24 protein-coding genes are annotated in these 24,347 nt (G+C 46.6%); 7 read left to right on the top strand and 17 right to left on the bottom strand.

Features of this window, described 5'->3' with window-relative positions; all coding sequences use genetic code 11:
• Positions 1–285: 285 nt before the first annotated feature.
• A complete protein-coding gene (locus IPJ71_00120) occupies positions 286–1,287 on the top strand; it encodes a hypothetical protein (protein ID MBK7842089.1) in 1,002 nt (333 codons plus the stop codon).
• Positions 1,288–1,296: 9 nt separating this feature from the next.
• Here the strand turns inward: IPJ71_00120 and phnE are convergent, their stop codons facing one another.
• The 3 genes from phnE to IPJ71_00105 all read right to left on the bottom strand — a co-directional run bounded on the left by phnE (position 1,297) and on the right by IPJ71_00105 (position 4,026).
• Positions 1,297–2,262 (bottom strand): phosphonate ABC transporter, permease protein PhnE, encoded by a 966-nt coding sequence (gene phnE, locus IPJ71_00115; protein MBK7842088.1) that lies wholly within the window; start codon positions 2,260–2,262, stop codon positions 1,297–1,299.
• A gap of 94 nt (positions 2,263–2,356) precedes the next feature.
• The gene (phnC, locus tag IPJ71_00110; GenBank protein MBK7842087.1) at positions 2,357–3,124 is read right to left on the bottom strand and encodes a phosphonate ABC transporter ATP-binding protein; all 768 of its coding nucleotides are present in this window, start codon (positions 3,122–3,124) and stop codon (positions 2,357–2,359) included.
• Complete coding sequence (locus IPJ71_00105) at positions 3,124–4,026, bottom strand: phosphate/phosphite/phosphonate ABC transporter substrate-binding protein (GenBank protein MBK7842086.1); 903 nt, start codon at positions 4,024–4,026, stop codon at positions 3,124–3,126. Before IPJ71_00105 ends, phnC begins: the two co-directional genes overlap by 1 nt.
• Before the next feature lie 224 nt (positions 4,027–4,250).
• Between IPJ71_00105 and IPJ71_00100 the strand changes: the two genes are divergently transcribed.
• The gene (locus tag IPJ71_00100; protein ID MBK7842085.1) at positions 4,251–5,606 is read left to right on the top strand and encodes an MATE family efflux transporter; all 1,356 of its coding nucleotides are present in this window, start codon (positions 4,251–4,253) and stop codon (positions 5,604–5,606) included.
• 93 nt (positions 5,607–5,699) lie between these two features.
• Positions 5,700–6,488, top strand: a complete 789-nt coding sequence (locus IPJ71_00095; GenBank protein ID MBK7842084.1) for a tellurite resistance TerB family protein — start codon at positions 5,700–5,702, stop codon at positions 6,486–6,488.
• On the opposite strand, the gene IPJ71_00090 is transcribed toward IPJ71_00095, so the two are convergent.
• Both IPJ71_00090 and IPJ71_00085 read right to left on the bottom strand, forming a co-directional pair.
• The gene (locus IPJ71_00090; protein MBK7842083.1) at positions 6,437–6,883 is read right to left on the bottom strand and encodes a hypothetical protein; all 447 of its coding nucleotides are present in this window, start codon (positions 6,881–6,883) and stop codon (positions 6,437–6,439) included. The two genes, IPJ71_00095 and IPJ71_00090, sit on opposite strands and share 52 nt — an antisense overlap.
• Complete coding sequence (locus IPJ71_00085) at positions 6,880–7,755, bottom strand: hypothetical protein (GenBank protein MBK7842082.1); 876 nt, start codon at positions 7,753–7,755, stop codon at positions 6,880–6,882. Before IPJ71_00085 ends, IPJ71_00090 begins: the two co-directional genes overlap by 4 nt.
• A 288-nt stretch (positions 7,756–8,043) precedes the next feature.
• Here IPJ71_00085 and IPJ71_00080 point away from each other — a divergent pair, with 288 nt between their 5' ends.
• On the top strand, positions 8,044–8,487 hold the full coding sequence (locus IPJ71_00080) for a hypothetical protein (protein MBK7842081.1): 444 nt from the start codon (positions 8,044–8,046) through the stop codon (positions 8,485–8,487).
• Between the two features lie 76 nt (positions 8,488–8,563).
• Here the strand turns inward: IPJ71_00080 and IPJ71_00075 are convergent, their stop codons facing one another.
• Positions 8,564–9,910 (bottom strand): hypothetical protein, encoded by a 1,347-nt coding sequence (locus tag IPJ71_00075; protein MBK7842080.1) that lies wholly within the window; start codon positions 9,908–9,910, stop codon positions 8,564–8,566.
• 396 nt (positions 9,911–10,306) lie between these two features.
• Here IPJ71_00075 and IPJ71_00070 point away from each other — a divergent pair, with 396 nt between their 5' ends.
• Complete coding sequence (locus tag IPJ71_00070) at positions 10,307–10,963, top strand: Crp/Fnr family transcriptional regulator (protein ID MBK7842079.1); 657 nt, start codon at positions 10,307–10,309, stop codon at positions 10,961–10,963.
• Here the strand turns inward: IPJ71_00070 and IPJ71_00065 are convergent.
• The 8 genes from IPJ71_00065 to IPJ71_00030 form a co-directional block, all read right to left on the bottom strand.
• A complete protein-coding gene (locus IPJ71_00065) occupies positions 10,960–12,630 on the bottom strand; it encodes a hypothetical protein (protein MBK7842078.1) in 1,671 nt (556 codons plus the stop codon). The two genes, IPJ71_00070 and IPJ71_00065, sit on opposite strands and share 4 nt — an antisense overlap.
• Positions 12,627–13,244: a cysteine hydrolase gene (locus IPJ71_00060; protein ID MBK7842077.1), complete on the bottom strand. Its 618-nt coding sequence runs from the start codon at positions 13,242–13,244 to the stop codon at positions 12,627–12,629. Before IPJ71_00060 ends, IPJ71_00065 begins: the two co-directional genes overlap by 4 nt.
• A complete protein-coding gene (locus IPJ71_00055) occupies positions 13,241–14,392 on the bottom strand; it encodes a cupin domain-containing protein (protein ID MBK7842076.1) in 1,152 nt (383 codons plus the stop codon). The genes IPJ71_00060 and IPJ71_00055 overlap by 4 nt, the downstream gene beginning before the upstream one ends.
• A 28-nt stretch (positions 14,393–14,420) precedes the next feature.
• The gene (locus IPJ71_00050) at positions 14,421–14,687 is read right to left on the bottom strand and encodes a hypothetical protein (protein ID MBK7842075.1); all 267 of its coding nucleotides are present in this window, start codon (positions 14,685–14,687) and stop codon (positions 14,421–14,423) included.
• Entirely contained in the window at positions 14,684–15,319 is a 636-nt protein-coding gene (locus IPJ71_00045; GenBank protein MBK7842074.1) for a GTP cyclohydrolase I, read from the bottom strand. The genes IPJ71_00050 and IPJ71_00045 overlap by 4 nt, the downstream gene beginning before the upstream one ends.
• A 10-nt stretch (positions 15,320–15,329) precedes the next feature.
• On the bottom strand, positions 15,330–15,860 hold the full coding sequence (locus IPJ71_00040) for an LOG family protein (protein MBK7842073.1): 531 nt from the start codon (positions 15,858–15,860) through the stop codon (positions 15,330–15,332).
• Positions 15,857–17,263, bottom strand: a complete 1,407-nt coding sequence (locus tag IPJ71_00035; protein ID MBK7842072.1) for an amidohydrolase family protein — start codon at positions 17,261–17,263, stop codon at positions 15,857–15,859. The genes IPJ71_00040 and IPJ71_00035 overlap by 4 nt, the downstream gene beginning before the upstream one ends.
• Before the next feature lie 123 nt (positions 17,264–17,386).
• The gene (locus IPJ71_00030) at positions 17,387–18,637 is read right to left on the bottom strand and encodes a hypothetical protein (GenBank protein MBK7842071.1); all 1,251 of its coding nucleotides are present in this window, start codon (positions 18,635–18,637) and stop codon (positions 17,387–17,389) included.
• Positions 18,638–18,970: 333 nt separating this feature from the next.
• On the opposite strand from IPJ71_00030, the gene IPJ71_00025 reads away from it, so the two are divergent.
• Together IPJ71_00025 and IPJ71_00020 are read left to right on the top strand one after the other, a co-directional pair.
• Complete coding sequence (locus IPJ71_00025; protein ID MBK7842070.1) at positions 18,971–19,489, top strand: hypothetical protein; 519 nt, start codon at positions 18,971–18,973, stop codon at positions 19,487–19,489.
• 65 nt (positions 19,490–19,554) lie between these two features.
• Positions 19,555–21,618 (top strand): hypothetical protein, encoded by a 2,064-nt coding sequence (locus IPJ71_00020; GenBank protein ID MBK7842069.1) that lies wholly within the window; start codon positions 19,555–19,557, stop codon positions 21,616–21,618.
• A gap of 321 nt (positions 21,619–21,939) precedes the next feature.
• Here IPJ71_00020 and IPJ71_00015 read toward each other — a convergent pair whose 3' ends face one another.
• The 3 genes from IPJ71_00015 to IPJ71_00005 all read right to left on the bottom strand — a co-directional run.
• Positions 21,940–22,341: a DUF393 domain-containing protein gene (locus IPJ71_00015; protein MBK7842068.1), complete on the bottom strand. Its 402-nt coding sequence runs from the start codon at positions 22,339–22,341 to the stop codon at positions 21,940–21,942.
• 292 nt (positions 22,342–22,633) lie between these two features.
• Complete coding sequence (locus tag IPJ71_00010) at positions 22,634–23,071, bottom strand: hypothetical protein (protein MBK7842067.1); 438 nt, start codon at positions 23,069–23,071, stop codon at positions 22,634–22,636.
• A gap of 663 nt (positions 23,072–23,734) precedes the next feature.
• Positions 23,735–24,347 (bottom strand): Fic family protein (locus tag IPJ71_00005; GenBank protein ID MBK7842066.1); only part of this gene is annotated, 613 nt, incomplete at its 5' end.

The following is a 24,347-nucleotide window of genomic DNA, read 5'->3' as shown; positions in this document are numbered from 1 at the left end:
GACACAATTTTGATGTTCGCAACAGGTTCTTCTTTTTTAGGTTTCTTCACAACTTAAGTCTCAAGACTTTCGACCCGAGAGCTTGATTCTAATGGTTGGGAGAATCCGATTGATTGTGTTTATTGCATTGTTGTCGATTCTTTTGCCGTGTATCCAGTATCACTGGTTCGTCAGCTTGGTGTTCTCCTTGCTTTATGCGGAGAATATTCATGGCATAATTGTCGCAGCCAGGGAAAACCAATTGGTAAACTTGCCCAATGCGCTTCCAGTGAAAGAAAGGCGTCCATGCCCCAATTTTGGAGAATATTTTTTCTGCTTAGTATTTGCTTTATGTTTGTGAATTCGTTCATCCCCTCATTAGAGACAAAGGCACAAGGCGCTGGTTGGCAGTTTCTCAATACATCGATTTTGGGTGAAGACAGTCGCTGTCCCCTGCCTTACGACTCAAAAGCTAGCAAACTTGACCGGATGTTCTACGGAGTGGGGATTATATTAAACACTTCTGGCAGCTGTCGAACTGAAAGTCACTCTCGCTGCCAGGGAACAGGACATCTCGTTGTTGATAGAGATTTGGTCGTCACCGCTGCCCACATATTTCGTGATTTTCGATCAAAAAGGAACGATTCATGGAAAGACTTTGTCTTCTATATCAAAATATGGATTCCTGAAAAACTCCGAAAAATCCCTACTGAAGCATATGAGTTTAGAGGCTACGAAATTAGAAATATTTATTTTGGAACAGAGAGCGGTTTCACAGGGCATGGCATGGACTACGCTTTCATTCAACTGTCCTCGTCCGTATCTGAGCAGGTCGAAGGGATTTCGATTCCAGAAGAACAATGGATTCAACCTCTCTCATTTCGAGGAAATCATTGGAAAACCTTATCCAACATAGCCATGTCAGTTGGATTTCATTGGGATAAAGATTGGGTCCCACAAAAAAACTGTTCCCCATTTCGTCTTTACGAATTTGATAAAAACCACCCATTCGTCCACCCCGCACAGAGAAGAAATTTATTGATGCACGATGGAGATCTAGTGGAAAATTCATCTGGTTCTGCGATTACACTTCTAAACGAAACGGGTAATCCTGAACTGGTGGCAATTGCGGCCGGTCAGGTTACCTCCAGCGAGAAGGGAGATTTTGACAAAGAAACCAGGTTCAATTTTGCAATCGATGCCAACGGATTTTATCAAGAATTTGTCAGATTTCGAAAAAGTGTGATCCGAGAGAGAATGGAAAGTAATGCTGATGTTGATATCTCAAAGATGAAAAGATACTTCTGAGTTGCCAGTTTATTTAAGTGCTTCGCGAATATAGGCAGAAGCTGTGTCCATAAGCCAGACAACGGCGGCAATAACGGCAATGATACAGCCGACCTCGCGCCACATTGCTTGCCCTTGGTACTTAATGAGGAGAGTGCCAATTCCTCCACCTCCAACCAGCCCAATCACCGTTGCCATTCGAACGTTGATATCCCAACGATAAATGGTGAATGCGATATACGGAAGAACAATCTGAGGGACGACCGCAAACCAAATCACTTGAATCGCATTTGCTCCCGTGGAACGTATTCCATCTATCGGACCCTCGGCAACTCCCTCAACAATCTCCGAATACTGCTTTGTCAGAGACGCGATGGAATGAATCATGAGAGCCAGCATTCCAGCAAATGGGCCCACCCCGACCCAGACGGTAAAAATAATCGCCCAAATCAATGGTTCAACTGAGCGCATAACATTGAGAATCGTACGCAAAGTAAAATAGAGAAAAAAAGCCACTGGATGGATCATGATATTCTTAGCACAAATAAACGAAAGGAAAAAAGAAATCGGAATCGCAATAGCCGTACCGAGAAAAGCAATGAATACGGTTTCGATCACTTCAACGATGGCAGTGGGTAGAAGTTCGAGATTTGCATCTGCAAGCCCCCTAAAAAGACGCCAGGCTCCGGCCAAGCCGTCGGGATCAGTCAGTTCATACACTGATACTTCAGTGACATTAAAACTCACCAAAAAGGTGAGTAGGAGTGTTGCTAAAAGATGAGGTCCCCAGAAAGAGCGAAAAAACGGGATATCATTTACAATCTGCTTCCTTCTTGGGTCGGCAAATAGAAACTCACCCAAGGTCACGTAATTCCTTTGAGCCATCAAAGAGGAAATCCCAAACATCAAACTACCAACCAAAACAGTTGCAAGAGTCAAGCTTCTCATGTGAGAGATCGCCCATTCTTGGTCAAGCTCTACATCAGTAAAACCCATCCACCGGACAATCATAAGAACCGAATAAATGAGCACCCAAACTGAATAGGTAAAAAACGTCGAATCGAAAACAAGACGTTTCACACTCTCCGATTTAATTAACATGAACCTCTTTTGCTCCTTCACCATAAATACGAGAAAACCACTGGTCATCAATTTCTTTAGGTGAACCTTGATAGACGAGCTCTCCCGCGCGCAAGGCAATCACGCGAGTTCCATATTCACGTACCAAGCTCAAAAAGTGCAGATTACAAATAATTGTGATTCCAAGTTCCCGATTTACTTTTCTCAGATAATCCATCACAAGGTGACAAGTGGCCGGATCAAGGCTTGCCACCGGTTCATCAGCCAGAAGCACTTTCGGGTTCTGACAGAGGGCCCTGGCAATGGCAACTCGCTGTTGTTGCCCACCTGATAACTGATCGGCACGAACATTGGCTTTCTCTTCGATGCCAACAAGCTTCAAATACTTGACTGCGTCGGACTTATCCTGACTGCTAAAATTTCCAAATAAACTCGATATGGTCGAGGACGAGCCCAATCGACCCATCAGTACATTGCCCATGACCGTGTGTCGTGGTATCAAGTTGAATTGCTGAAAGATCATGGCGATCTCCCGCCTCAAGTTTCTCAATCGGGTCCCCTTAACAGAATCAATTCGCTCACCGCCGAACCAAATTTCACCTGAAGAAGGATCGTGCAGTCGATTGATACAACGAAGCAAAGTCGATTTCCCCGAACCACTCAGGCCGATCACAATGAGAAACTCTCCAGGATAGACGTCAAACGAAATATTCTTAAGCGCAGCAACTCCGTTGGGATAGTTCTTCGATAAATTCTTGATTGAAAGAATGGGCTTCATCACTTGACAAGCTCGGATGCAGATTTGCCCAAAGCTCTGAGGATCTCCCTTGTCTGATCGTAGTCCTTATCTACGGATGGGATCAGCCCATTAACTGAAGATAATTTCTCCAGTGCATCCTTTCCCTCGGCAGTCTTGGTAAAGTTTTGCAAAGCTGTGACGATTTTTTCAACCATCTCCTCATTTAACTCTTTACGAAAAATAACAGGATCATTGGGTATGGAAGAAGTCAGCTCAATTATTTTTACCTTTTCTTCGACATCTGGATATTGCGACACCACGAGGCGACGAGCATCTTGAATTCGACCCTCGGCAGGGGGGGAATAAAAAGTCGCCCCGGCGTCGACTTGGCCCTGGTAAATCATAGAAACCACATTGTCATGGCGCATAGCAAACATCGTTTCCTTGGGCTTGATCTTTCTGTCTTTTAAATACTTGAGGGGCAAAAGATACCCAGAAGTTGAGGCCGGATCGACGAAGGCTATTTTCTTCCCTTCCAAGTCCTCTAACTTTTTAATTTTACTATCCGATCTGGCCAAAAACTGTCCTCTGTAGGTTGACTCTCCGTAACGAATTGTCGTCAATCGGGCCCTGGCACCGTATCGATCGTGGGCCAAAATGTATCCGAACGTATTAACAACAGCCACATCTGCTCGGTTTGTTCCAAAAGCCTCAACCACGGCAATGTAGCTCGGGGGAATCAAGATCTTAAATTTATAGGGGGTATTTGACTCCAGGTACTTCTTGAGAACATTTGAAGTATCTTCGATCACTTTTACGTCCACAGATGGGACGAAGAAAAACTTAACTGGATTTTCACTTGATCCGAGCTCAGCCCGCTTCCGGGTGCAACCTGAAGCCAGGATTCCAAAGACTAAGGAAAAGAGTAGAAGATAGCGCATGAACGCATATTCCAAGATTCTCAAACCAAGGTCTATTAAAAAACGAATATCCAAAACTATTATTTATTTATTTGTTTATAAGCTGCACGGATATTAAGCTGTACCGAAATCCAAAATTGATAACTTAGTACCAACTTAATACCAACAAAACTTTTAATGAACTGTAATTGACATTTTTCTAATTTATGATCCTGGTTGGAAGGAATGATTGGGCCGGAGCTGAAGTGAAGACAAATCGCTGGAAACAAGTCATTCGAATTGCTTGGCCTTTGATTATTGCCAATGGTTTTTGGAACCTCCAGCTCACGATTGACCGAATCTATTTGGGGTTGCTATCGACAGAATCCTTGGGTGCGGCCTTGGCCGTTATGGGAGTATTCTGGGTTCCAATGGCACTTTTGCAGGGGACTTCGGCTTATGTGACAAGCTTTATTGCCCAGTATTTTGGAGCAGATGAAACAGAAAAAATTGGAGAAGTGGCGTGGCAGGCGATTTATGTCGCTCTCTGTGGGGGACTCGCCTTTCTATTTCTCAATAGGCTCTCTCCTTGGTTTTTTTCCCTTATTGGACATTCTGCCAACATGCAACGTCTTGAAGTTGAGTATTTCAAATCGGTCGCTTACTCCGCTCTCCCAACCGCCTTGGTCGCCGTGGCGAACGGATTCTTTACGGGGCTTGGTCAAACCAAAAAAATAATTGGTATCAACATGGTTGGATTGATTCTCAATGCTCTCCTCGACTACCTGATGATTTTCGGACGATTTGGGTTTCCGGCTATGGGAATCGCCGGCGCAGGTTATGCGACAGCCATCGCTGCTTGGGGAGCCGCTCTCTCTGGGTTTTATCAGATATGGAAGTCCGATCAAAACCTGAAATTTCAGGCCCCCACTTCTATGCGTATCAATTTGAAACTTCTAAGGAAGTTTCTAAAGTTCAGTCTCCCCAGCGGCTTGCAGTGGGCACTGGAAGGACTCGCTTTCACCGTTTTCTTAATAATCATGGGTCAATTGCCAAACGGAGAAGCTGCCCTTGCAAGCAGCAGCATTACGATGACAGTCATGATGCTGTCGGTGCTTCCATGTATGGGGGTGGCACAGGCCGTGATGTCCTTGGTGGGACAAAATCTTGGTGATAAACACCCAGAAGAGGCAGAGGCTTTCGCTTGGGCGGGAGTTCGTGTCTCCCTCATGTACATGACCCTCATCGCGTTTACTTTTTTTGCCGTCCCTGAGTTTTATCTTTCATGGTTTACAAACCATGAAAATCCGGGCCTGTGGATGGAAGTAAAATCGATAACTCCGAGCCTTTTAAAAATCATGGCATTTTTCACTTTGCTAGATAGCATGTACCTGAATATTTCACTTGCCCTGAAAGGAGCGGGTGACACGAGATTCGTGTCGATTGTCGCTTTCATAGTTCCCTGGCCACTTATGGTCCTGCCTGCTTATTTAGTCAAATCTTGGAATAACGCGGTGATTTGGGCATGGTGTTTTGTTGCCTTGTACTCGATAATTAGTACGGCCATCCTTGTTTTGCGATTTAAGCAGGGTCGCTGGAAGACGATGAGCGTCATTCATTGAGTTTGAATTTACGGGCAGATATTTCATTTTGTCTGTTTCGATCCGTTCAGCAGTAAATCAGCAATGAAACTGAAACTCCAGAGGAAATAAACTGTGGATAAAAATAAAGCCGACGAATATTTAAAGGTTTTAGCCAGCGCCTATGTGTGGGTGGCCAGCACGGACAAAGGTGTCGATATGACCGAAGCGCTCAAGTACGAACATGCGATGATGCAATCTCCATTTGTAACCCAATTTGAAGCTGACGATATAATGCGATACTTCAGAGATATGGTCACCTTGTTTGCCGATGATTTTGAAGCCGGAGTCAGGGTAACTAAAATGAGATTGAATGAAATATGCGGGCAAGATCACTTGGCGCGAGAAGTGGTAAGAATCTGTCGAGCCGCAGCTGTGGGCGACGGAAAACTGGTTGATTCAGAGGATGTCGTTCTGAGTGAGATCGCTCAGGCTCTAGGGATTAAGTCCGATTTTAACCCCCCCCCCCCCCCCCCCCCCCCCCCGCCCCCCCCCCCCCCCCCCCCCCCCCCCCCCCCCCCCCGCCCCCCCCCCCCCCCCCCCCCCCCGCCCCCCCCCCCCCCCCCCCCCCCCCCCCCCCCCGCCCCCCCCCCCCCCCCCCCCCCGCCCCCCCCCCCCCCCCCCCCCGGCCCACGGCCCCCCCACCGGCCCCCCCGCCCCCCCCCCGCCCCCCCCCCGGGCCCCCCCCCCCCGCCCCCCGGCCCCCCCGCCCCCCCGCCGGCCCCCCGCGCCCCCCCCGCCCCCCCGGCCCCCGGGGGCCCCCAAAACACAGGGGCACAAAATAGAATAATAATCTCCAGGTCCTCATGCTCTCACTCCTCACTATTGACTACCATGAGAACTGGCTCACCATCGCGAGAGTAAAGAATCATATCGATGGACATATCATGATCCTCCTCGCTCTCATCTTCAGAAGAGCCTGAGCCCCTTGGGCGATACACATATTGGTTCTTCCAATAGATGAGATCCGTGGGACCAATTATTCGTTTTCCCCTTGCAACGTCAGCAAGCATCGCAATCATTATTTTATACTGGGCAGTAATGGGGATGACAGGGGCCCGTTTCTTCTCCAAGGATATCTTCGCGATCTTGGGGACATCAATCTCACCAGGTTGAGGAGAACTCGCAGATGCAGAAGAGGCAGAGCTGAACTTATTGACCAAATATCTCAGGGCGTTGACTGCAACATGACCGCCAACCAGAACTGTAGCGGCTTCCTGGACTGATAGATGGACGGGAGAAGAGACGAGCCAGGTCAATCCCGTATTTGTAAAGAGCCAAGACAGACCCCGTTTACCAAAGACTGAAAATGAATTATGTCATTTGCGATCTCAAGCATCAGCTCCCCCGGGAAAACCCAGATTGAAAATAATTCTGCAAAGGGCTCAACCAAATGTTCCGACAGAGGAAAGGTGACGAATGGCTCATCTGAAAACAATCTGATCGAACACAAGTTACGACCGCCCTGTCTACAGGTCTTGATTTCAAAAAATCCAAGATCAAAGTCAAATGCATTTTCACCCTCTTGGTCCGTCCCGTAGTGACGAGATTCAAGACCTCCTCCCGAGGGAGAATTTTTCACATGCCTATTGAGGGCCCGGGCCATCGTGACAAGAAAGCTTCGAATCTGATCCTTACCAACATATACTTGTGCAAACTGAGCCCTGCTGTCTCCCTTGCCTTTTCTGCCTTTGAGTTGATCGTATAACTCCCCTGTGCGACCAAGCACCTCGGAGCGCCTGGATTTTTCAAGAGAGCGATCCCCATGCGTTCTGAGACCATAGCCAATAGGGCCTTCGGGTGAATCAAGACTCACTGAAATAATTTTTGAATTGCCTGCGCCAGCTCGACCGGCCATTGCATCTCGGTTTTGTTCCGGAAAACCAAGCCGGGAGTTGAACTCAGCGACTGCTTCGTCTTCGTCTTCACTTTTCTTTTCAAGTCCATTGTACTCACGGGCCAAACGATTGTGTAGCTGCCTCAACTCCACCACAGCTTGAGGATCCATACCTGGTGACACGATCAAATTGCGGCAGCCACTTCGGCCTGGCGAACTCGCCAAAGCCGTGAATTGAAAAACCGCAAACAAAATAATAAGAGGGAGAGACTTTCTGGGATTTTGGAAATTCACAAGGGTCCCTTTCGCTGGAACAAGAGATTTGGGCTGATTGGTATGTCTTAAAGAGCAAGAATTCAACGAATTTTCATTTTCTCACTTTCCGCCTTCCTATTTTTCCATTACGTCTGAATATCTGACAAACCTGTCAAAGGATTGGTCAGCGAAAACCTTGATCTTGTGACAGTTTTATTGCCTCTGCTCAATTCAAAGCCAAAAAATATTGAAACTACGTGATCCCTGATTCTTGCATCTCACCTTTCTCGTGCTCTTCAACACCCGCTATCTTATCTGGAGATTGCAATGAAGTTGATGGTCCTACTTGTATTCCTCGTCTCTTGGACAATGGGCCCACGCGGGCATGCGCAGCCGTTAACTCAGAAATTCTACATTTTATCGAATCTAGATCGAAGTTTTCTCCAGGAGTTTATTGTACCGAAAATAATGGCTTCTCTGGAACAGGTTCTCGGAATTACTTACAAATGCCAAAACGTGCAAATTCATGCGGCCGTGGCCGGCAGGGGTTCCGACTCAGAGGTCTTTTTCAACTTGAGAGCAGACTGCCCGCCCTCAGTCAGCAATTTCATGATTGGGATCCGCGGGTTTCGAAACACACCAAAGATTCAAAACAGGACGACCTATCAAGGATTTCAATCGGCCCAAATAAAGAAGAACTCGATCGGGATCAATATTGTGATGACTCCACGGTCTGGGCTAAAGAGACAACATCCTATTCCTCTTTGGTAGATATCAAAACGCAAAGATCTTGAGACTGAAACTGCAACTACAACTGCAACTGCATTTAGCAGCCGCCTCTCAAGAATCAGAAGGAACCGCTCAAATGGCTCGGCTCAGTAATTACAAACGAGCCATCCGATAATCGCCGGTATGAACTGAGAAATTCCCATATTCGCGCTGGTGGCACAAAATCCATCCGAGTGCTCAAGAGATTGTGATACCCCCTCTCTGTCTCCCAAACCTCTATTCGAGCTAGGGTCTGCGAGTAGGTATAAGTGCGCCTTTTTGTAAAATATCCAACCTCTGATAATGTGGTATTTTCGACGCCAGCTCCCCCATTCTTAAAATACTGTCTCACGCTTAATTCTACATCTGGAAATGAAATGAGCGAGCCCAAATCGGGCGAATTTGGGGAGTAAACCCCACCCAATTCTCCAAAAGGCATTCTTTCATCGCCTGAAACATTGGGTTCCGCGCATCCATATACCAGACAATTGGGAGTAGGGACATCCTTCCCCACCATCAGGGCAATTGGGTAAGGACTAAACCCATTGCTGCATTTTTCTCGTCCCTCTATCCCACGAAATCCGGCCTCTGACATTGTCGCCACCAAACTGCCAAAAGCGGCAACCCGAGACAGCTCCGTTAGACCTGGAGTGGACGTGTTGCAGGCCAATCGCAAAGTCATTAAGCCACCATTGGAGGCGCCTCCGATATAAATTCGCTCCGAGTCCACCACATCGGCTTCTTCTTTCCTCACCACTCCGATAAGTGAATCAATGAATCCGACATCGTCACGATTTTCAGCTGTGTCTCCAAATCCCGGAGAAGGCACTCGTCCATCCTGCCAATGACGATCCCTATTTGAGTCCTTGTCTAAAACACCATTGGGAAACACGACCAAGAAAGGAAGTGAATTTCGAAAAATCGAAGGTCGGCCGGTGCAAGCTTGTCCAGTCGAATTCTCAAACCCAGTCCCTTCCGCATTCCATTTGCAATTCGCTGAATTCTTAAGCCAGGCCACTCCATTTGATTGTCCGCGACCGTCAGCAATACTTGAAAAAGGGATTTTCTCAAACATATCGTCCCCAGAACTCGTCCCACCGTGAAGAAAGAACAGCACTGGAGAGGGCTTCGTTACAATTATCGGACGGTAGAGATAGGCTGTGCGAATGATTTCATCGCCGCTGTCAGTGCGAATTTCGCTTATACTGTAAAGATAAACAGTTCCTTCCTCTGCTGGTGGCCAATAATCAGCACACCAAGAGGCGGAGCGCGGGCAATCCGCAATGCTCTTTCCGATAAATGAAAAAGTGGAAGAACGGACTGGAATAGCTGGCGGGGTCGGTGGTGTTGTAGGCTCCGACTCAGGCGGAGACTGTGGATCTGATCCGTTAGGTCCATGATTCTCAGCTTCTGAATTTCCACTCATGCCCACTTTCCTCAAAAATTCTCCACAATTTTGAAATAAAACGAGGCCTCCAAGAATCGCAAGACACAAGATAATACCCCGAAGACTTATGATACTTTGTAATCTTAAATTTTTACGGTCTTGAGTTCTCATGGCTCCCCCACTGAATCTCCGAAATATACTATTCTACTTTAGAAACTTCGATCGACCCAATTCTTCTCTGTCAACCGGATCGATCACAGCAAGAATCACATAGAGCTTCTCAAAGTTGCGTCTCAAACCGGGACACCTGCAAATTTCTAAGAAATTCGAAAATGGCTACAGTCAAGGGGTTGATATTGCTGTCAATCATGCTAGTTTTTCACCATGTCTACAAAGAATTTTCAGCCTTGCGAAAATGACTGCCTAACTTGCCCCATGAACGAATCAAATCCGCTTTCTGCTTTGTCGAAAGCAGAACTCTGCGAGCTCAGCTCTAGAATCAAACAATACAATTTTAAAAAAGGTGAATTTCTCTTCCAGTCTGGAGACCCCGTCCTAGGGATTTTCTGTATTTCTTCTGGCATAGCAAAAGTCACACAGACTCAGGGAACACGAGAGGTTGTCGTGCGCCTGGTGACTGATGGGGATTGGGTCGGACATCGCTCCATTTTTACAAGTCCAACCTACCGAGGTTCAGCTCAGGTCAAAGAACTAAGTCGTGTCTGCCTGATCTCCACAGAAACGCTTCTTCACCTCTTCAGTTCAAACAAGGATTTTGCCTACCGCCTGATCCGCCTGATCGCTCATGATCTAGAAAATGCAGAACGGCGACTCCTGGAACAGCAGAAATTGAATGTGCCAACTCGATTGATCTCCTTGTTTCGTGTGCTAGACAAAAAGTTTGGCATTGAATGCAAGGACGGACGCTCGTTATCGGCCAAGATCTCAAAAGTTGAGCTAGCTGAAATGGTTGGAGCATCCCAAGAAGTCGTTAGCCGTCAACTATCAAAGTGGAAAAAGGAGAACCTTCTCAGAGAACAGGGGAAGAAGATTTTTCTTTCTGATCGCCTGTTAAGTCGTGTCACTCGCTAGACAAATCGATTTGGCTTGCCAACTTCAGAAAAAATAGCATTGATAATCACAGGTCGACGCTGCTCCCGGCAAAAATCAATGCCCTCTGCAAGGGCCCGACGCAACTCATACGGCGTTGTGGCACGAAGCCCGAGCCCAGATACCATCGCCGCGCATTTTTCAAATTCGGTCTCGTTCCCATAGAATGAAGTGAGGGGCAAATCGCCTGAATTATTTGGATAAAGGTCCCTGACGCTTTTTGCAATTGATTGCATACCACCATTGTTCAGAACCAATATGATAAATGGGACTCCCAACCGGGCAGACAGAAGAAGAGTCGGCAAAATGGGAGAGTGAAAAAACACGCCATCCCCAATTGATGCGATCACCGTCTTTCTTCGATCTGCCAGACAAAGTCCCAACGCGCAACCGACCCCCCATCCAAGTGGAGATGCAGAGCCAGATCGAAAGTAGGTTCCCGGATACCGACACTGCAAATAATCTGGTGCAAGCCCTAACTCGTTAATCAAAACAGTATCTGAATTGAGAACTCCCGAAAGAACAAAAGAAACGGACTCGGCATTGAGCGTCGAGCCCTCGGGAGTTTTTCTGGCTGTTGCATTTTTCTTCAACGAAATCCAATCCCGTCTTGCGCCAATTAAAGAATCAGTGGCAGCAAATTCGCTGAGACCAGTCAGAAAAGTTTTTAAACAGGATTGAAGAAAGAGATCCCCCCTGTGGCTCCTCAGTGGGATCGCCTCAAAGAGCGGATCTGGCCCAACATGAATGACTTTTGCCCCTCCTGTGGGCCCATTCTCCAGGGGATACCATGGTGACTCTGTGTCAAGTACAAAGACAAGGTCAGATTCCTTCAGCGCCTCACTTTGCCGATAACCTAAATGATTGGGGTGATCAGACGGAAAACTCAAATAGAAATCTTCGGGTGTCAGCACACCTATTTCATGTTTCTCTGAGCAATTGCGAAGAAGAGCTACCGCAGACTCTTCAGCTCCAAGTCGGTTTGTCACAAATAGTGGCTTTGTTGCTGTCGCCAACGCATTTTTGATTTGGTCCATGACCTCTGAGTCAGGCATGGGGGGAGCATGACTTCTAACGGATAGCTGATCAGAGAATGACTTGACCTCATCGCTCACTAAAATATCACGAGAGACCTTAATGGCTACTGGTCCACGAGGTGCTGACATTGCAATTGCGTAGGCTCGATCCAGTACATCACAAACAGAGGAAGAATCAGAAATTTCAGCTTCCCATTTTACATATTCCCGAAACATCGATCCCTGATCTTTGGTATCCTGTGACCAGTGAATGAGTTTATCTCGATGTCCAAAGGTTTTGCGCTCGCTCTGCGAAGTCATTCCCGAAATGAAGAGAATTGGTATATTCATTCGAGAAGCTCCAATTAGCCCAATCAAGGCATTGGCTGCGCCAACATTGGCGTGGGTCATGACCGCCTGAGGCTTCTTCGTAGCAAGATAATATCCATAGGCCATGCTGACAGCCAGAAATTCGTGAGGCGCCAGCATAGGTGTAGGAATCGACTCCTTTGACATTTCTTGAAATCCTCGAATCACCGAAACAAACTCTGTTCCAGGATTGGCAAAGAAGTAATCAACCCCAAGTTGTTTGAGTCTCCTTAACAGGGCTTCTCCCACATTTCTCTGATTCATTGAAAGAGGCTCCGAATCTGTTCGAGCGTCAGGACTTCGCCAAAATAGGACTCAATGACCGCAAGAGAGCTCTCGTGAAACTCTGGTTTTATTCCCGCCACGCAATCCCTGACAACAACGATCTCAAAATCTCGGGCGTAGGCATCGCGAACAGTGCTCTCGATGCAAAACTCAGTGTTGCAACCGCAGATAAATAAGAACCTCGTACCAAGCATCCTCAACTTCGTTTCAAGATTTGTATTGTAGAAAACGGAGGCCCTATGCTTCTGTACAACATGATCTTCGTGTCTCATCGCCGCCCTTAAGGGAGCAAAAATTTCGGTTTCCCAAGTCCCTCGAAGACAAGGCAAGAATCCTTGTTTGATTGAGTGCGGACGTATGAGTCTCTTCTCCCGAGTCTTGTCATCCGAAAAATGTTCTTGCTGGCTCCAAATGATCGGAATACCTGCTGATGCAAAAAGATCAATCAGACCGAGGATCGAAGGGACAATTGCTCGCTGCTTTTCCGTTCCCGAAAAACTTTGTCCCATTTTGCTCTCAGAGTGCACGAAGCCATTCTGCATATCAACGATCAGAAGAGCCGCCTCCAACTTTGGTATCGTTAAAGTGGTCATCGATCGAATGGATCCAATAAGTTCGTCCAGCCACTATCAAGAATTTCTCCTTCTTTGTTCTTTCGCTGCTCCCGGAAGAGATTCATCTTTTGAATTAACGGAAGATCACTGATCGAGTGAAGAAAACAGCCCTTTTCATTTTCAAAGGAATGCCAATGCCAGCTCGGAATCACGAAAATATCCTTTGGCCCAAACTCAAACGCTTTGTCATCAATACAAACTTTTCCCTCTCCCTCTGCACAAACATAAATGAAAGCCCCCGTGTGGCGATGACTGAGCGTGTGTTCATCGGGGCGAATCCACTGTGTGTGCACAGAAACTGTTTGTCCCACCGCACGACTCCTGTCTCTGCTCTGTAGCTCAAGACGGATTCCGTCGTAACTGGAACCTCTTTCTTCCGCCAGAGACAGCAAAGAGCCTTTTGCTTCTTTCCAAGAGAGGTGGGCAAAATCGTTTGGATTTCGCTGCAATTGTGATTTAAACGAAAGCTTCAGTTTCGAATCTGTGTAAACTTCATTTTGGAGATGTGGAGGAAGTGGCGGTTGGCTTGGCTTATCCTGACTCCCTGTCACTGTCTCATAATCAAAATCCCAACAAGAAGTGCCCGTGAACAAGAGCAGAGGAATATCGAGAACATCTAGAAAAATAAAATCATCTTTTCCTTCGTTACAGTGGTCATGCCAGGGGAACTGACCCGTGTGAACAATATCGCCAGGCTTTACGTGCACTCGCTCTCCAGCAACTGTGGTCCACCCCCCGCTGCCCTCTAAAATGAATCGAGTTGCGCAAGGTGTATGGCGATGACTCGGAGCTGACTCGCCAGGGCGGATCAGCTGAAAGTCACCGAATAGGGTCCCAGACATGGTAAACTCCCCATTTGCTCCGGGATTTGAAAGTGCCAGCACGCGACGGTCATATTTTGTGGAACCATGGCCGAGTCCAATCATTTCTCCACACTGGATGATCAAGGGACGAACTTCCTCCCAGCGCCAGAGATGAGGCTTCATTCGATTCTTCGGCTCATAGGGCCAGTAGGGCCTAGTGACAAAATCCTTTCCATCATCATACGAATACCCCTCAAGCAGTTCTTTGCTTCGGAGTTTTTTGTGGAACTCTTCCCTTCTCGAGTGAATTTCACTCTTTTCCATATCCAGGTCTCCCTTCTTCGTGCCTAGCTTATAGTAGTAACTTCTCTATAAAGGTTCGGGTTAGCTCTTCCTTCTTTATTCTCAGATCGCTTGAATCAACCCCGGCCTGCCGAAGGTCCTTGATACGATTTGTGCAGGCCTCGATCGCCAGCATCGCCACTTCATCTCTTTGAACGGTTCCATCAACACAGGCCTGTTCAATAGCTGCCCAAGCTTGAATGGGTCCATGCAAATGAACCGTGCAACCCTGAACCGCCTGACGAAGTCGCGCTGCAAGCAAATCCCTCTGACTCATACGGCTCCAAGCACGGGTCGTTTCCCGTAGGCCGTAGACAAGAATTCGCGGCGAAACGGGTCTTCCTTTAGACATCCTCGAAATCCTTGGACTGTCACTATTTCCTGGGATGGAGCGTTTGCTTTGCAAGCCAGACAAGTGTGCGTTGACTGCAAGATCAAGGCGCAGCCTTTGGGCTCCAAAACTTTCTCCACCACATCAAGAGTCTGTTTTAAAAGTCTTTCGTTCAACTGCGGCTGCCGAGCCAAGTAGTTGAGTCCCTTTTTAATTTTTGAATAACCCGTGATCTTTTCATTTGGTACGTAAGAAAAATGAGCAACTCCAAAAGCTGGAGCCAAGTGATGCTCACAAAGGCTCACATAATGGCAATCCGTCACAACTATCAAATCGTCCATGAGTTTATTTCCGTCGCTGTCTCGATTGGGAAAACACTTCCACGGTATTTCGATATCACACCAAGGAGCATTGATGACGTCTTGATACATTTCTGCAATCCGCCTTGGTGTGTTTTCCATGATCTCCTTTTTATGCTCTTGCCCGAGACCAATGAGGAGACGCCGTATTCCATCTTCTATTTCGTTTAAAGCCACAGGTTTTGGGGGCAAGGACTCTCCCGCGGAGTATTCCGTCATAGCGCTTTCCTCACTTTTGTTTGTGATTCGGATTTGATTTCATTTTTTCATTAACGAGATTCTTGAGTTCTCGAAACAGAAAATCCTCGTTGGGAAAAGGGACCGTCCGTACTCCCTCAATCTCCCAGCTTCCCCACGAGACGACCGGACGATCAAAATCAAGAGCAAAGCAGAGTTCTTCAAGCGTTCCCGTTCCACCGGGAAGTGCCAACATAAAATCACAGGCGCTGGCCATCAGAACATTTCGCGCAATCCCAATCCCCGACGGAAGCACTAAATCCAAAAAACGATTGCCATCATCGTGATGATTGCTCGGAAGAATTCCAATTGTTTCTCCACCCGCAATTTTAGCGCCCTCCGCCGCCCGCTCCATGACGCCGCCAAGCCCTCCTGTTAAAACAATCAAGCCCATCTCGGCAGCAATTCGCCCCGCCACCATGGCAGCATTGGCAAGTTCTAAGGTATAGCGAGGACTGGACTCCTTGCGCCCCGTTATCGCAATAACCAGTTTGCGACTGCCAAATCGAAGAGGAACCATCATCGATCCTCTCTCTCTAGAAATCCGCCTTGCGGCCTCTCCGCGACGATTTCGCCATTTTCAGCAAAAACTTGCCCGCGAAGAATTGTCATGACCGGTAAACCACGAACTCTCTTTCCCTCCCAGATCGAGTAGTCAGAGCGGCCGCGCATTCTTTCAAGCCCAAGATCAGCTTCCTTTTCCAAATCTATCACGACAAAATCGGCATCGTAACCTGGACTGATCCGTCCTTTTCTATGGCCGGCCCCAAAGTACTTTGCTGGATTCTCAGAAAGCGCCTTAGCCAAAGTGACGAGATCGATCTTCCCTTTTTGAAAGCCCTCGGTAAGAAGGAGCGGAAGAGTATCAATAGTCTGGATATTTAAACCCGGCCTTGAATTCCAAAAGGACTGATCTCCTTTGTATTTCGAGGTGTAAGGAATGGTGTCGGTTCCTATGGAAGTAACGGATCCCTCTCTCAGCGCCCGCCAAAGGCGATCTTGATCTTCTTGAAACCGAATTGGAGGTTGGATTTTGGCTTTGAGTCCACAACCACACTCGTGTCGATCTTGCGCTGTGGTCGACAGAAAACAAGCGAGCGTTTCCCCTAAGATAAAATGACCACGGGACCGCAAATATTCAATCATATCTACCGTTGGTGCCCGCGAGATATGAACAACATAGAGAGGAACTTTGAGTTCGTTCGCAATTTCTCCGTAAAGGGAAACTTGAACAGCTTCCGACCACTGAGGACTGTGCTCGGCCCAGGCGATCAAGTCCTCCCGTCCTGAATCTTTCAAGCGCTGTGCAAGCATCCTTCGCACATGTGGTTCTTCGGCATGAATCATAAGGAGAGCCCTAGGATCCGTTTTTGCCACTTGTTCGCAAGCCCGATAGAACATATCAGGTGGAACACCTTCTCGATTCATGCCCATTTTCTCGGCTTGATCAAGACAATATCCGCAATAAAATTTGAAGGAGAGAACACCCTCTCGAATTGCTCCCGGGATTTGTTCCACATGTTCATCTGTCAGCACAACGCTCGTCACTCTGAAATCACACCAAGAATTTCCCTGACCAGCTCTTTTTGTTTTGTTGATATTATCTAGAAGCGGCTCGCGAGTCAGAACAGTTGTTGTGGCCATCGCGGTCACACCGCCGATCAGAAAGTCACGCGTGTCTTTACCAAAGCTCTCAGACATGTACTCATAAGTCCGCTCGTCTCCACTCCCAAGGTGACAATGAGGATCAAACAGTCCTGGAAAGAGCGTTTTGCCACCAAGGTCGATTTCCCGACGAGAGGCCCCAATGCTGCTTGCGCCCTCGGCCACAGCAACAATTTTCTCATTTTTTACGCCAACTGATCCGTTGCAAATCAAACCGACCGGCGTAACCACCTGTGCATTTTTAAGAACCAAATCAAACACTGAATCCCCCACAAACAAGAATGAAAACTCACTGTCAGCTCGCAGACAAGAGCTAACGTGATTGTGAAATATGATTTAAATCATGCTTTTGAGGGAGTCGAATCAACCGCCTTAATCTCAATTTTATGGAAGAACAGATTGCATCTCTTCTATTCGTCGACGAAAAGACGTGATGGGATGTTCCGGAGATGCAATCCCGCCGATAATATCAAGATTTTCATCGTATCTAACCAAAACAGTGGAACCCAAGCCATTTCTCATTGAATTTAGGAATACTTTTGAAATCCCTCTGATTTCCTCATCAAAATTCAAAAAATTATTGCCTAAATCTTGAATAGCGGATCCAAATGCTCTCCGAGTGTACTTTAAAAGGACATTAATTCCCGCTTCATCAACCGCTCCAGGTGGAGCTGGCTCTCTGTATGGGTTCAACAGCGGAATAAGATGATAAATTAGGAACGACTGGAACCATCCATTCAAGGTGTAATCAAACGCCGGAAGAAAACCTATTGATCCCCTGAAAGGTTTGCCATAGCCGCTGCCCAAATGCACATCGGCGATCCTGAAGTAAGTAATATTAGGGGGGGCCTCAGCCTGAGAAACTTGCAACTGCTTCAATAAGTTGACTGGTAGCAATCCTGAAAGATTGTCCTTATCGCGAGCTAAAAGCTGAAATACCAAGGCAATGATGGCTTCTCGATTCTGTGGTTGAGATAAAAGCGGATAAGCCTTCCTCGTTTTGTTAGAAAAGAAGTTTCTTAAAAATTTTGAATATTCAATGGCCATCTCGAGTCGAGCCAGGTGTGGCTTTAACTGAGACTCAGTCAGAAGTATTTCCAGCGAATGATGAGCCACATCGTGGGTGAGTTCTGCTTCTTCAAAAGGCGATGAGCGGTCAAAATAAAAGGATCGAACATATTGTTCAGCATAGGTTATAACTTCGTCTGATTTTGAAACTGGGGGCTTTTGAATTTTAGAGAGCCACTTGATGGGAATTCGTTCAAAACCCTTCTTCGCTAGTTTCCTATTTAATATCGCGATCCTTTTATTAAATAAGCTAGCGTTCGGTACAAGTATGGTTGAAGCATCGACAAAACGAAATCCCAAAAATCCAGCTAACTTAGCTCCTAATGCCGAAAATATCCAAGTCGGATCGCTTTCAACCGCGAAAAAATTTTCTTTTGGCCCTTTCGTTGTTCGCCAGGTGTCACCTATTCTTTTCAGCAAATAATAGCCATCTCCACTCTCCCCAACAGGATTAAAGCCACTCACTGTAACAGCCCGATCAATCGGAAAATTCACGAAATCAGCACTCACAGGGGGAAGGAAAAAGTAAGGATCATCACCACGAATGGGCTCAGTCAAAAATTTCACTAAATTAGCAGGTTTTCGTAAAAATCTCTGCAAGAGCTACCAGAGGCAAACTGCTCAATAAACGTCAAGATGACGAACAAAATGACAAAAAACCGCAGCTTTACCGTATAAACATGGCAAAATCTACCCTTCAGTAACGCTAGATTGGAGCAGTGAAACCACAGACAAACGGATTCAAAATTCCTCGAATTGAATTGCAAGATTAATGCCGAATAAGCACCGATTTGGAACAGCTTTGGAATTCCCGCTACCTTCACTTTCGAACGTCTGATCTGGCTAATTTCTTGCTGTACCCGAGCTAAATTCAATAAACGAATCTGGAGCCTATGTCTGATGCGGCGATTAGGTATATTTTTCTTAGTTGTATTGAGCGTAAGCAGTTGGGCAGTCGAGTTGCAGGATTGGCGCACCGATTTGGTTACCAAACAAGGCTTAGTTCAGACTGTTTCTTCCGTCAACATTCGTCATCCGGGTTTTCTAAGATCGCAGGTGCGCTACAAGGCCAATGTATTTCGCCTTTTCAAAGACGCGGGACAACTCGCTGCCCAGCTTGGTCCGTTGGCAAGTAAGGCCAATGAAGTTCGCGCAGCCCCTATTTTCGGACTTTCTTGGAGCGATGGGCGTGGTACTTCCGAGTACGATTTGCAGGCCATTGAGAAAGTTAAAATAGAGATTCGAACCCGCCTGCTTAAACTCGAAGAAACTTACCCCACTTTAATTTTAACTTCGCTCTATGAAGACCTGCAAAAGGTGACCGACCAGCGACTTCTGCTTGAAGTTTCTCGCTACTTTACAGAGAGAATGGTCGGGCCTTGGACCTTTCATCCTCTCGCCCTTTCTCTGCGGCTATAGAAAATGTTAGCAACCTTCCCCCCGGCGAACTGGAAAGCCTTTTTTCAGATCTTTTTAAAAACCACTTGGGAGTACCGCTGAAATCCTCGATTTATTCCAAACTGGCGGATGAAGTCGAACGTGACTTCATCGATAAGACTGTTCTTGCTGGGTTCACAAAAATCGAAAGCGGAACTGCAAAGGCTTCTCAAATTTATTTAGAGGAAGTTCCAAAGGCGATGGCGCTTCTACGTGGCGGAATCGGTTTTGATTGCTCAATGATGTCAGTTCCATTTTATCCTTTACTTGATTCAGTTCACGTCTATTGGATTCGGAAAAATGTGAATGCTAAGGATCCGCCCCGAGGCTATCTCTTATTAGCAGAAATCGTGGTAGGAAATGAAGTAGTCCCTTATATCATTACGATCAATGGTGTAACTCTAAGTGCGCAGGATGGTCGCACCGCCTTGCTCGCGGCTGTCTCCCAGTACAAAACGCGGAGAGTTCTCGTGCATTCTGCAGCTGCGACGAGTGTCGTGAACCGCGATGATATGGAAAAAGCACTGTTTCAAAAGGAAAATCGCGGTCAGCCGATTGTGGTTCAAATGCCCGAGGGCTGGGACACAATTGATCAGGCGACTCAGTACCGCTATGAGCCATTTTATCAATCTTCCCGTCTAGCTCCAGCTCTTTTAGTAAGCCTAAATGAAAATGAGTTGCGGGGAATTAGTGAAGTTCAGCGGACTGGGAAATTTGGATATTACTCAAAACCAGATGTAGGCCAACTCAAGCCCATCGATCGCGCCATTTTATACAGCGATATGGTTGATCAAGATGAACCGACATTCTATCCAGAGGATCTGGAGGCCCTGAGTATCACGGAGGTTCAGGCACGATTAGCGATCGATCTGAAAGAAATTGGTGGAAAGGAAATTGACTCTTTTAAGCTCATGCCCCGGGAAAAGGTATTAAGTCGGCAACAGTTTGCTGATTTGAATACCACCTTTGGTCTGAAGCCTCTCGATGTTTTTAAATACTGGAACACTCAAACCGCTGCCCGGCAGTTGGCCACGATGTCAGAGTTCGATCGTGTAGCCCTATTCGATAAGGGCAAATTAAGAAAATTACTGGAAGATCTTCGCACTCGATTGGTTTCAAATCTTGAGAAAAGCGAGAGAGTGAACCTGACTGATTCCGTGCTACTATTTAGTCTGCCTACGACGGATGATTCGGATCGCTTTCTGGCAGATCTAGTTTCTGAAAATGGTCGGGGTGCATTTTATATGAGCAAGATTATCAGAGAGCGCCTGAAAAATTGGCCTCCGATGCTCAATCGGCTCGTCGCAAACTACAATTATCAACAGCCCTTGTGGAAGCGTCTCCTGGCCGTGCTTGCTTGGGATAACAGTGGTACTGAGAAAACCAATATTTATTGGAAGCAATTCAGGCACTTTGTTAGCGACCCTGATATTCGTGTTCGTATCGCGGCTCTAAATGAAATGCATTATCGCAGTCATCGCAGTCGACACTTTTGGAACAGCCTAGTGACGGCATCGGATGATTCTGATCCAGAGGTTCGTAAGGCAGTCAGCCATGTTTGGCAAAGTGAGTATATGAAAGAGTATCCCCCCCAAGTTTGGCGCATCATTGAAAAATTACTTTCAGATCCATCGTTGGAAGTTAGAACAAACGTGTTGAGTGGTCTTCGAACTCAAAAGGTTTGGCCGCTAGAAATTTGGCAAAAAATCCCAGCTTTAATCGGTGACAAGAATACTACGAGAGCCGCATTTCAAGCAATAACTGCCAAAAAATGGCCGAGAGAGGTTTGGAGTCTCATACCCAGTGTTCTTAAACGTGAAGACTTACCTTCTTGGACTTTCGAAAAGCTCAACGATACACTTCTTTGTCAAGGTCAGTGGACTTTGAGTGTTGTTGAAGCGGCTCGGGCGTATCTCCGCCTGCATCCCAGGAAGGATTCTTCAGCGCCGAACTACGATCCAGAGCGTTTTTCTCAAGTTGTGGAACACAGAAGCCGGAATTTATTAAAAGAAGATGTTCTTCCAAGTCTGACCACACGCAGTTGCTTAGATCTTTTAAATGAAAAGAGGGACCCACTATTCTTCCGCATCATTGATAGGTTCTTGGATTAACGGAATTGCAATTGAGTTTGGTATTCTTCATGTCGGTAGGGTAGCCACGTATTCTGATTCCCAAAGTTAATAATCCTCCACGATCGCACGATCGCTAGCAGTTCGAAGGTGGGGATCGGAAAAATCTCCATAGGGAGCCTCAGTGTTGGAGTTGATGTCGGCCCGGCATCGGGCCGAATCTGTAGTCGGAACCTTTAACAGACTGGCCGAACCTAAGAACTGGGCGCAATGATTTTCCGCCAACATCTTGATGCCAAAATAGAATATGCGCCTTTTCGTGTGCTACGATACCTAGCTGTGTTTCTTTGTCGATGGCATGTTCTAAGCTCTCGGCGCTTGCTTGCTTTTTTTCTGAAGCAGGGGTCTGATATAGGATGCAAAAATCCTATAGTAAATTCTTGCTAGCGTATAAATCCCAGGCAGCCTGATCAGAAACGCCACAGGTTTGTACATCGGCATACGACTCCAAGTATGAGCAAATGCGTCGACCCCTTTCTCAATCCTACCGTCGGGGGTAAGTACGTGTATGTGGAGCTGGACCTCCTCGTGCGTAAGACCGTAGGGCTTGGCATCAAAAATCGGCGAAGAGATATCCACCAGTTCAAAAATCTCAGGATTTTTGCGTTTGTAATGGCTGATTTCCATGTCACAGACAATGCAGGCGCCATCAAAAAATATTTTGGACTTTTCCGTGCTTTGAGTGGTCATGGCTTGTTCTATCATGACTGAGCCCTCCTCAATGATTGTTTCTTCGGAATATGATAGCAAGTTAACGCCACTTGACTCAGGACTCAGGACTCTTGACTCGCAAAATCTTGGGCCAACCGCCCCGATTTTCGGCTGTTTCAAGAATTTTTATGCGTCAACTTTTGATTTTAAAAATAAAAGCGCCAGCTTTTTATAAGCCAGCGCGTTTAGGTTCAATGATTTGCTCGGGTATCAAGTGTTAACGTGCTGTCCAACCTCACAATCCGTGAACTGGACAGCAACAGATTCAGCCATACGGGAATTAAACTTATAATTTAAAGTCGCAGGCAATATTTGCGTAAACTTGGTCACATTTAAAATACGACCTTTTGTCTAGCTCTGCCACAGTTCCCATTCCAAAGAGTCTAACGTAACCAGGGGAAGGGACAAACCAAGTACCGTCGCCAGCTTCTCTAAGCTCACTGCCTTTAACAATACACTCACTACCGTCCTTCTTGCAGGTCACTTTTCCAGTCGTAAGATATTTTTCATTATGGTTGAAGTCTCGGCCGTAGGTTTGAACAACCAGTTCGAAATGATCTTGCGTAACCAGTACCGGCCGCTCCAAAATTATTTGGGTCATGTACTGCGCCTCGCCTTTCGTCAGTCTTAACTCAGCGCCCTTTTTATCAATAATACTAACCTCAGCAAAACTACGTACAGCGCAAAAAGCAACAACCATAAGTGTAAAAACTTTTAATTTCATTTGGCATACCCTTTCATTTGGTAAATTTCCTGATAATTATATCATTTCATAATTCCTGTCATCCAAAACCCAATCATGTGGTACCGCAGCTCTGTCTCGAAGTGCGCTATATTGCTGACTACATCCTTAATCTCAGGATTTTTGCGTTTGTAATGGCTGATTTCCATGTCACAGACAATGCAGGCGCCATCAAAAATATTTTGGACTTTTCCGTGCTTTGAGTGGTTATGGCTTGTTCTATCATGACTGAGCCCTCCTCAATGATTGTTTCTTCGGAAAAGGATGCACATATGGAAAAAATGGACCAGTTGACGCAGATCGATTTTCGAATTTGGGTAATGACTAAAACCAGCAATGTCTTCGGTTGCCCAGTCTCATAAAATTTCGTGGGCGCTCGCGTATTTCAAAAAGTTTCTGCCGTTCTTTGAGCGGAATCGATTATAGGCCCTTTCGATTAATTCTCTAGAAATAAAACCTTTTCTGCTATTTTGTTTCCAAATATCCGTTCTAACGCAAGGATATTATCTACCATTATTTGGTTCATATCAGCCACTTTCTGGTCGATAGTGGGGCGTTCGTAGTGAACACCGCTAAAACATGAACTTAGCCGCCATCCAGACAGAGGTCATCCTTGGCTGCAGAATCGCCGCATTGCGGTCCGATTTAGGACCTTATCCGGTATCTCATGCCGCGCCCAACGCCTATTTTCTCTAGGTGCCCGTCATGTACTAGGTTCTTGAAATGTACCTTTATGGTGTTGCGGTTGGCACCCAATATAGCTGCCGCTTCGCCAAGAGAGGTTTCGCCACGGCTCTTGATAAGTTCCACAATTTGCAAAGACAAGCGCGGCAGCTTTGTTGCCGCCAATTCATCTTTCATCTTCGCCTCAAGCGCAATCTTCTGCTTCTGCATGGACTTCAGAAAGAACGTGATCCAATCGTTCACGCCGCCAGGCTTGATTTTGGATTTCGCTTGCTTCTTGGCATTGATTTCTTCGAGCTCTGCCTGCCCCCGGCGCAGTGCCAGATAATACGAATCTTTGTTTTCTTCAATGACTCGCTCGAAAGAACTGTAGGGCACATAGCCGTACCCCAACTGCAAAAATAGCAACGTGGTGAGAGCTCGCGAAAGCCGCCCATTGCCGTCTTGAAATGGGTGAATGTGCAGAAACACCACTACAAACACGGCGACGATAAGCAGCGGGTGCAGCTCTTTGCGGGTGATTTGTGTGTTTGTCCATTCGATGAGTTCCGTCATTAGGGCTGGCGTATCGAAG

It is taken from the genome of Bdellovibrionales bacterium, from assembly GCA_016714165.1.
GTDB lineage: Bacteria > Bdellovibrionota > Bdellovibrionia > Bdellovibrionales > UBA1609 > JADJVA01.
This window is presented reverse-complemented; position numbering and strand designations above follow the sequence as displayed.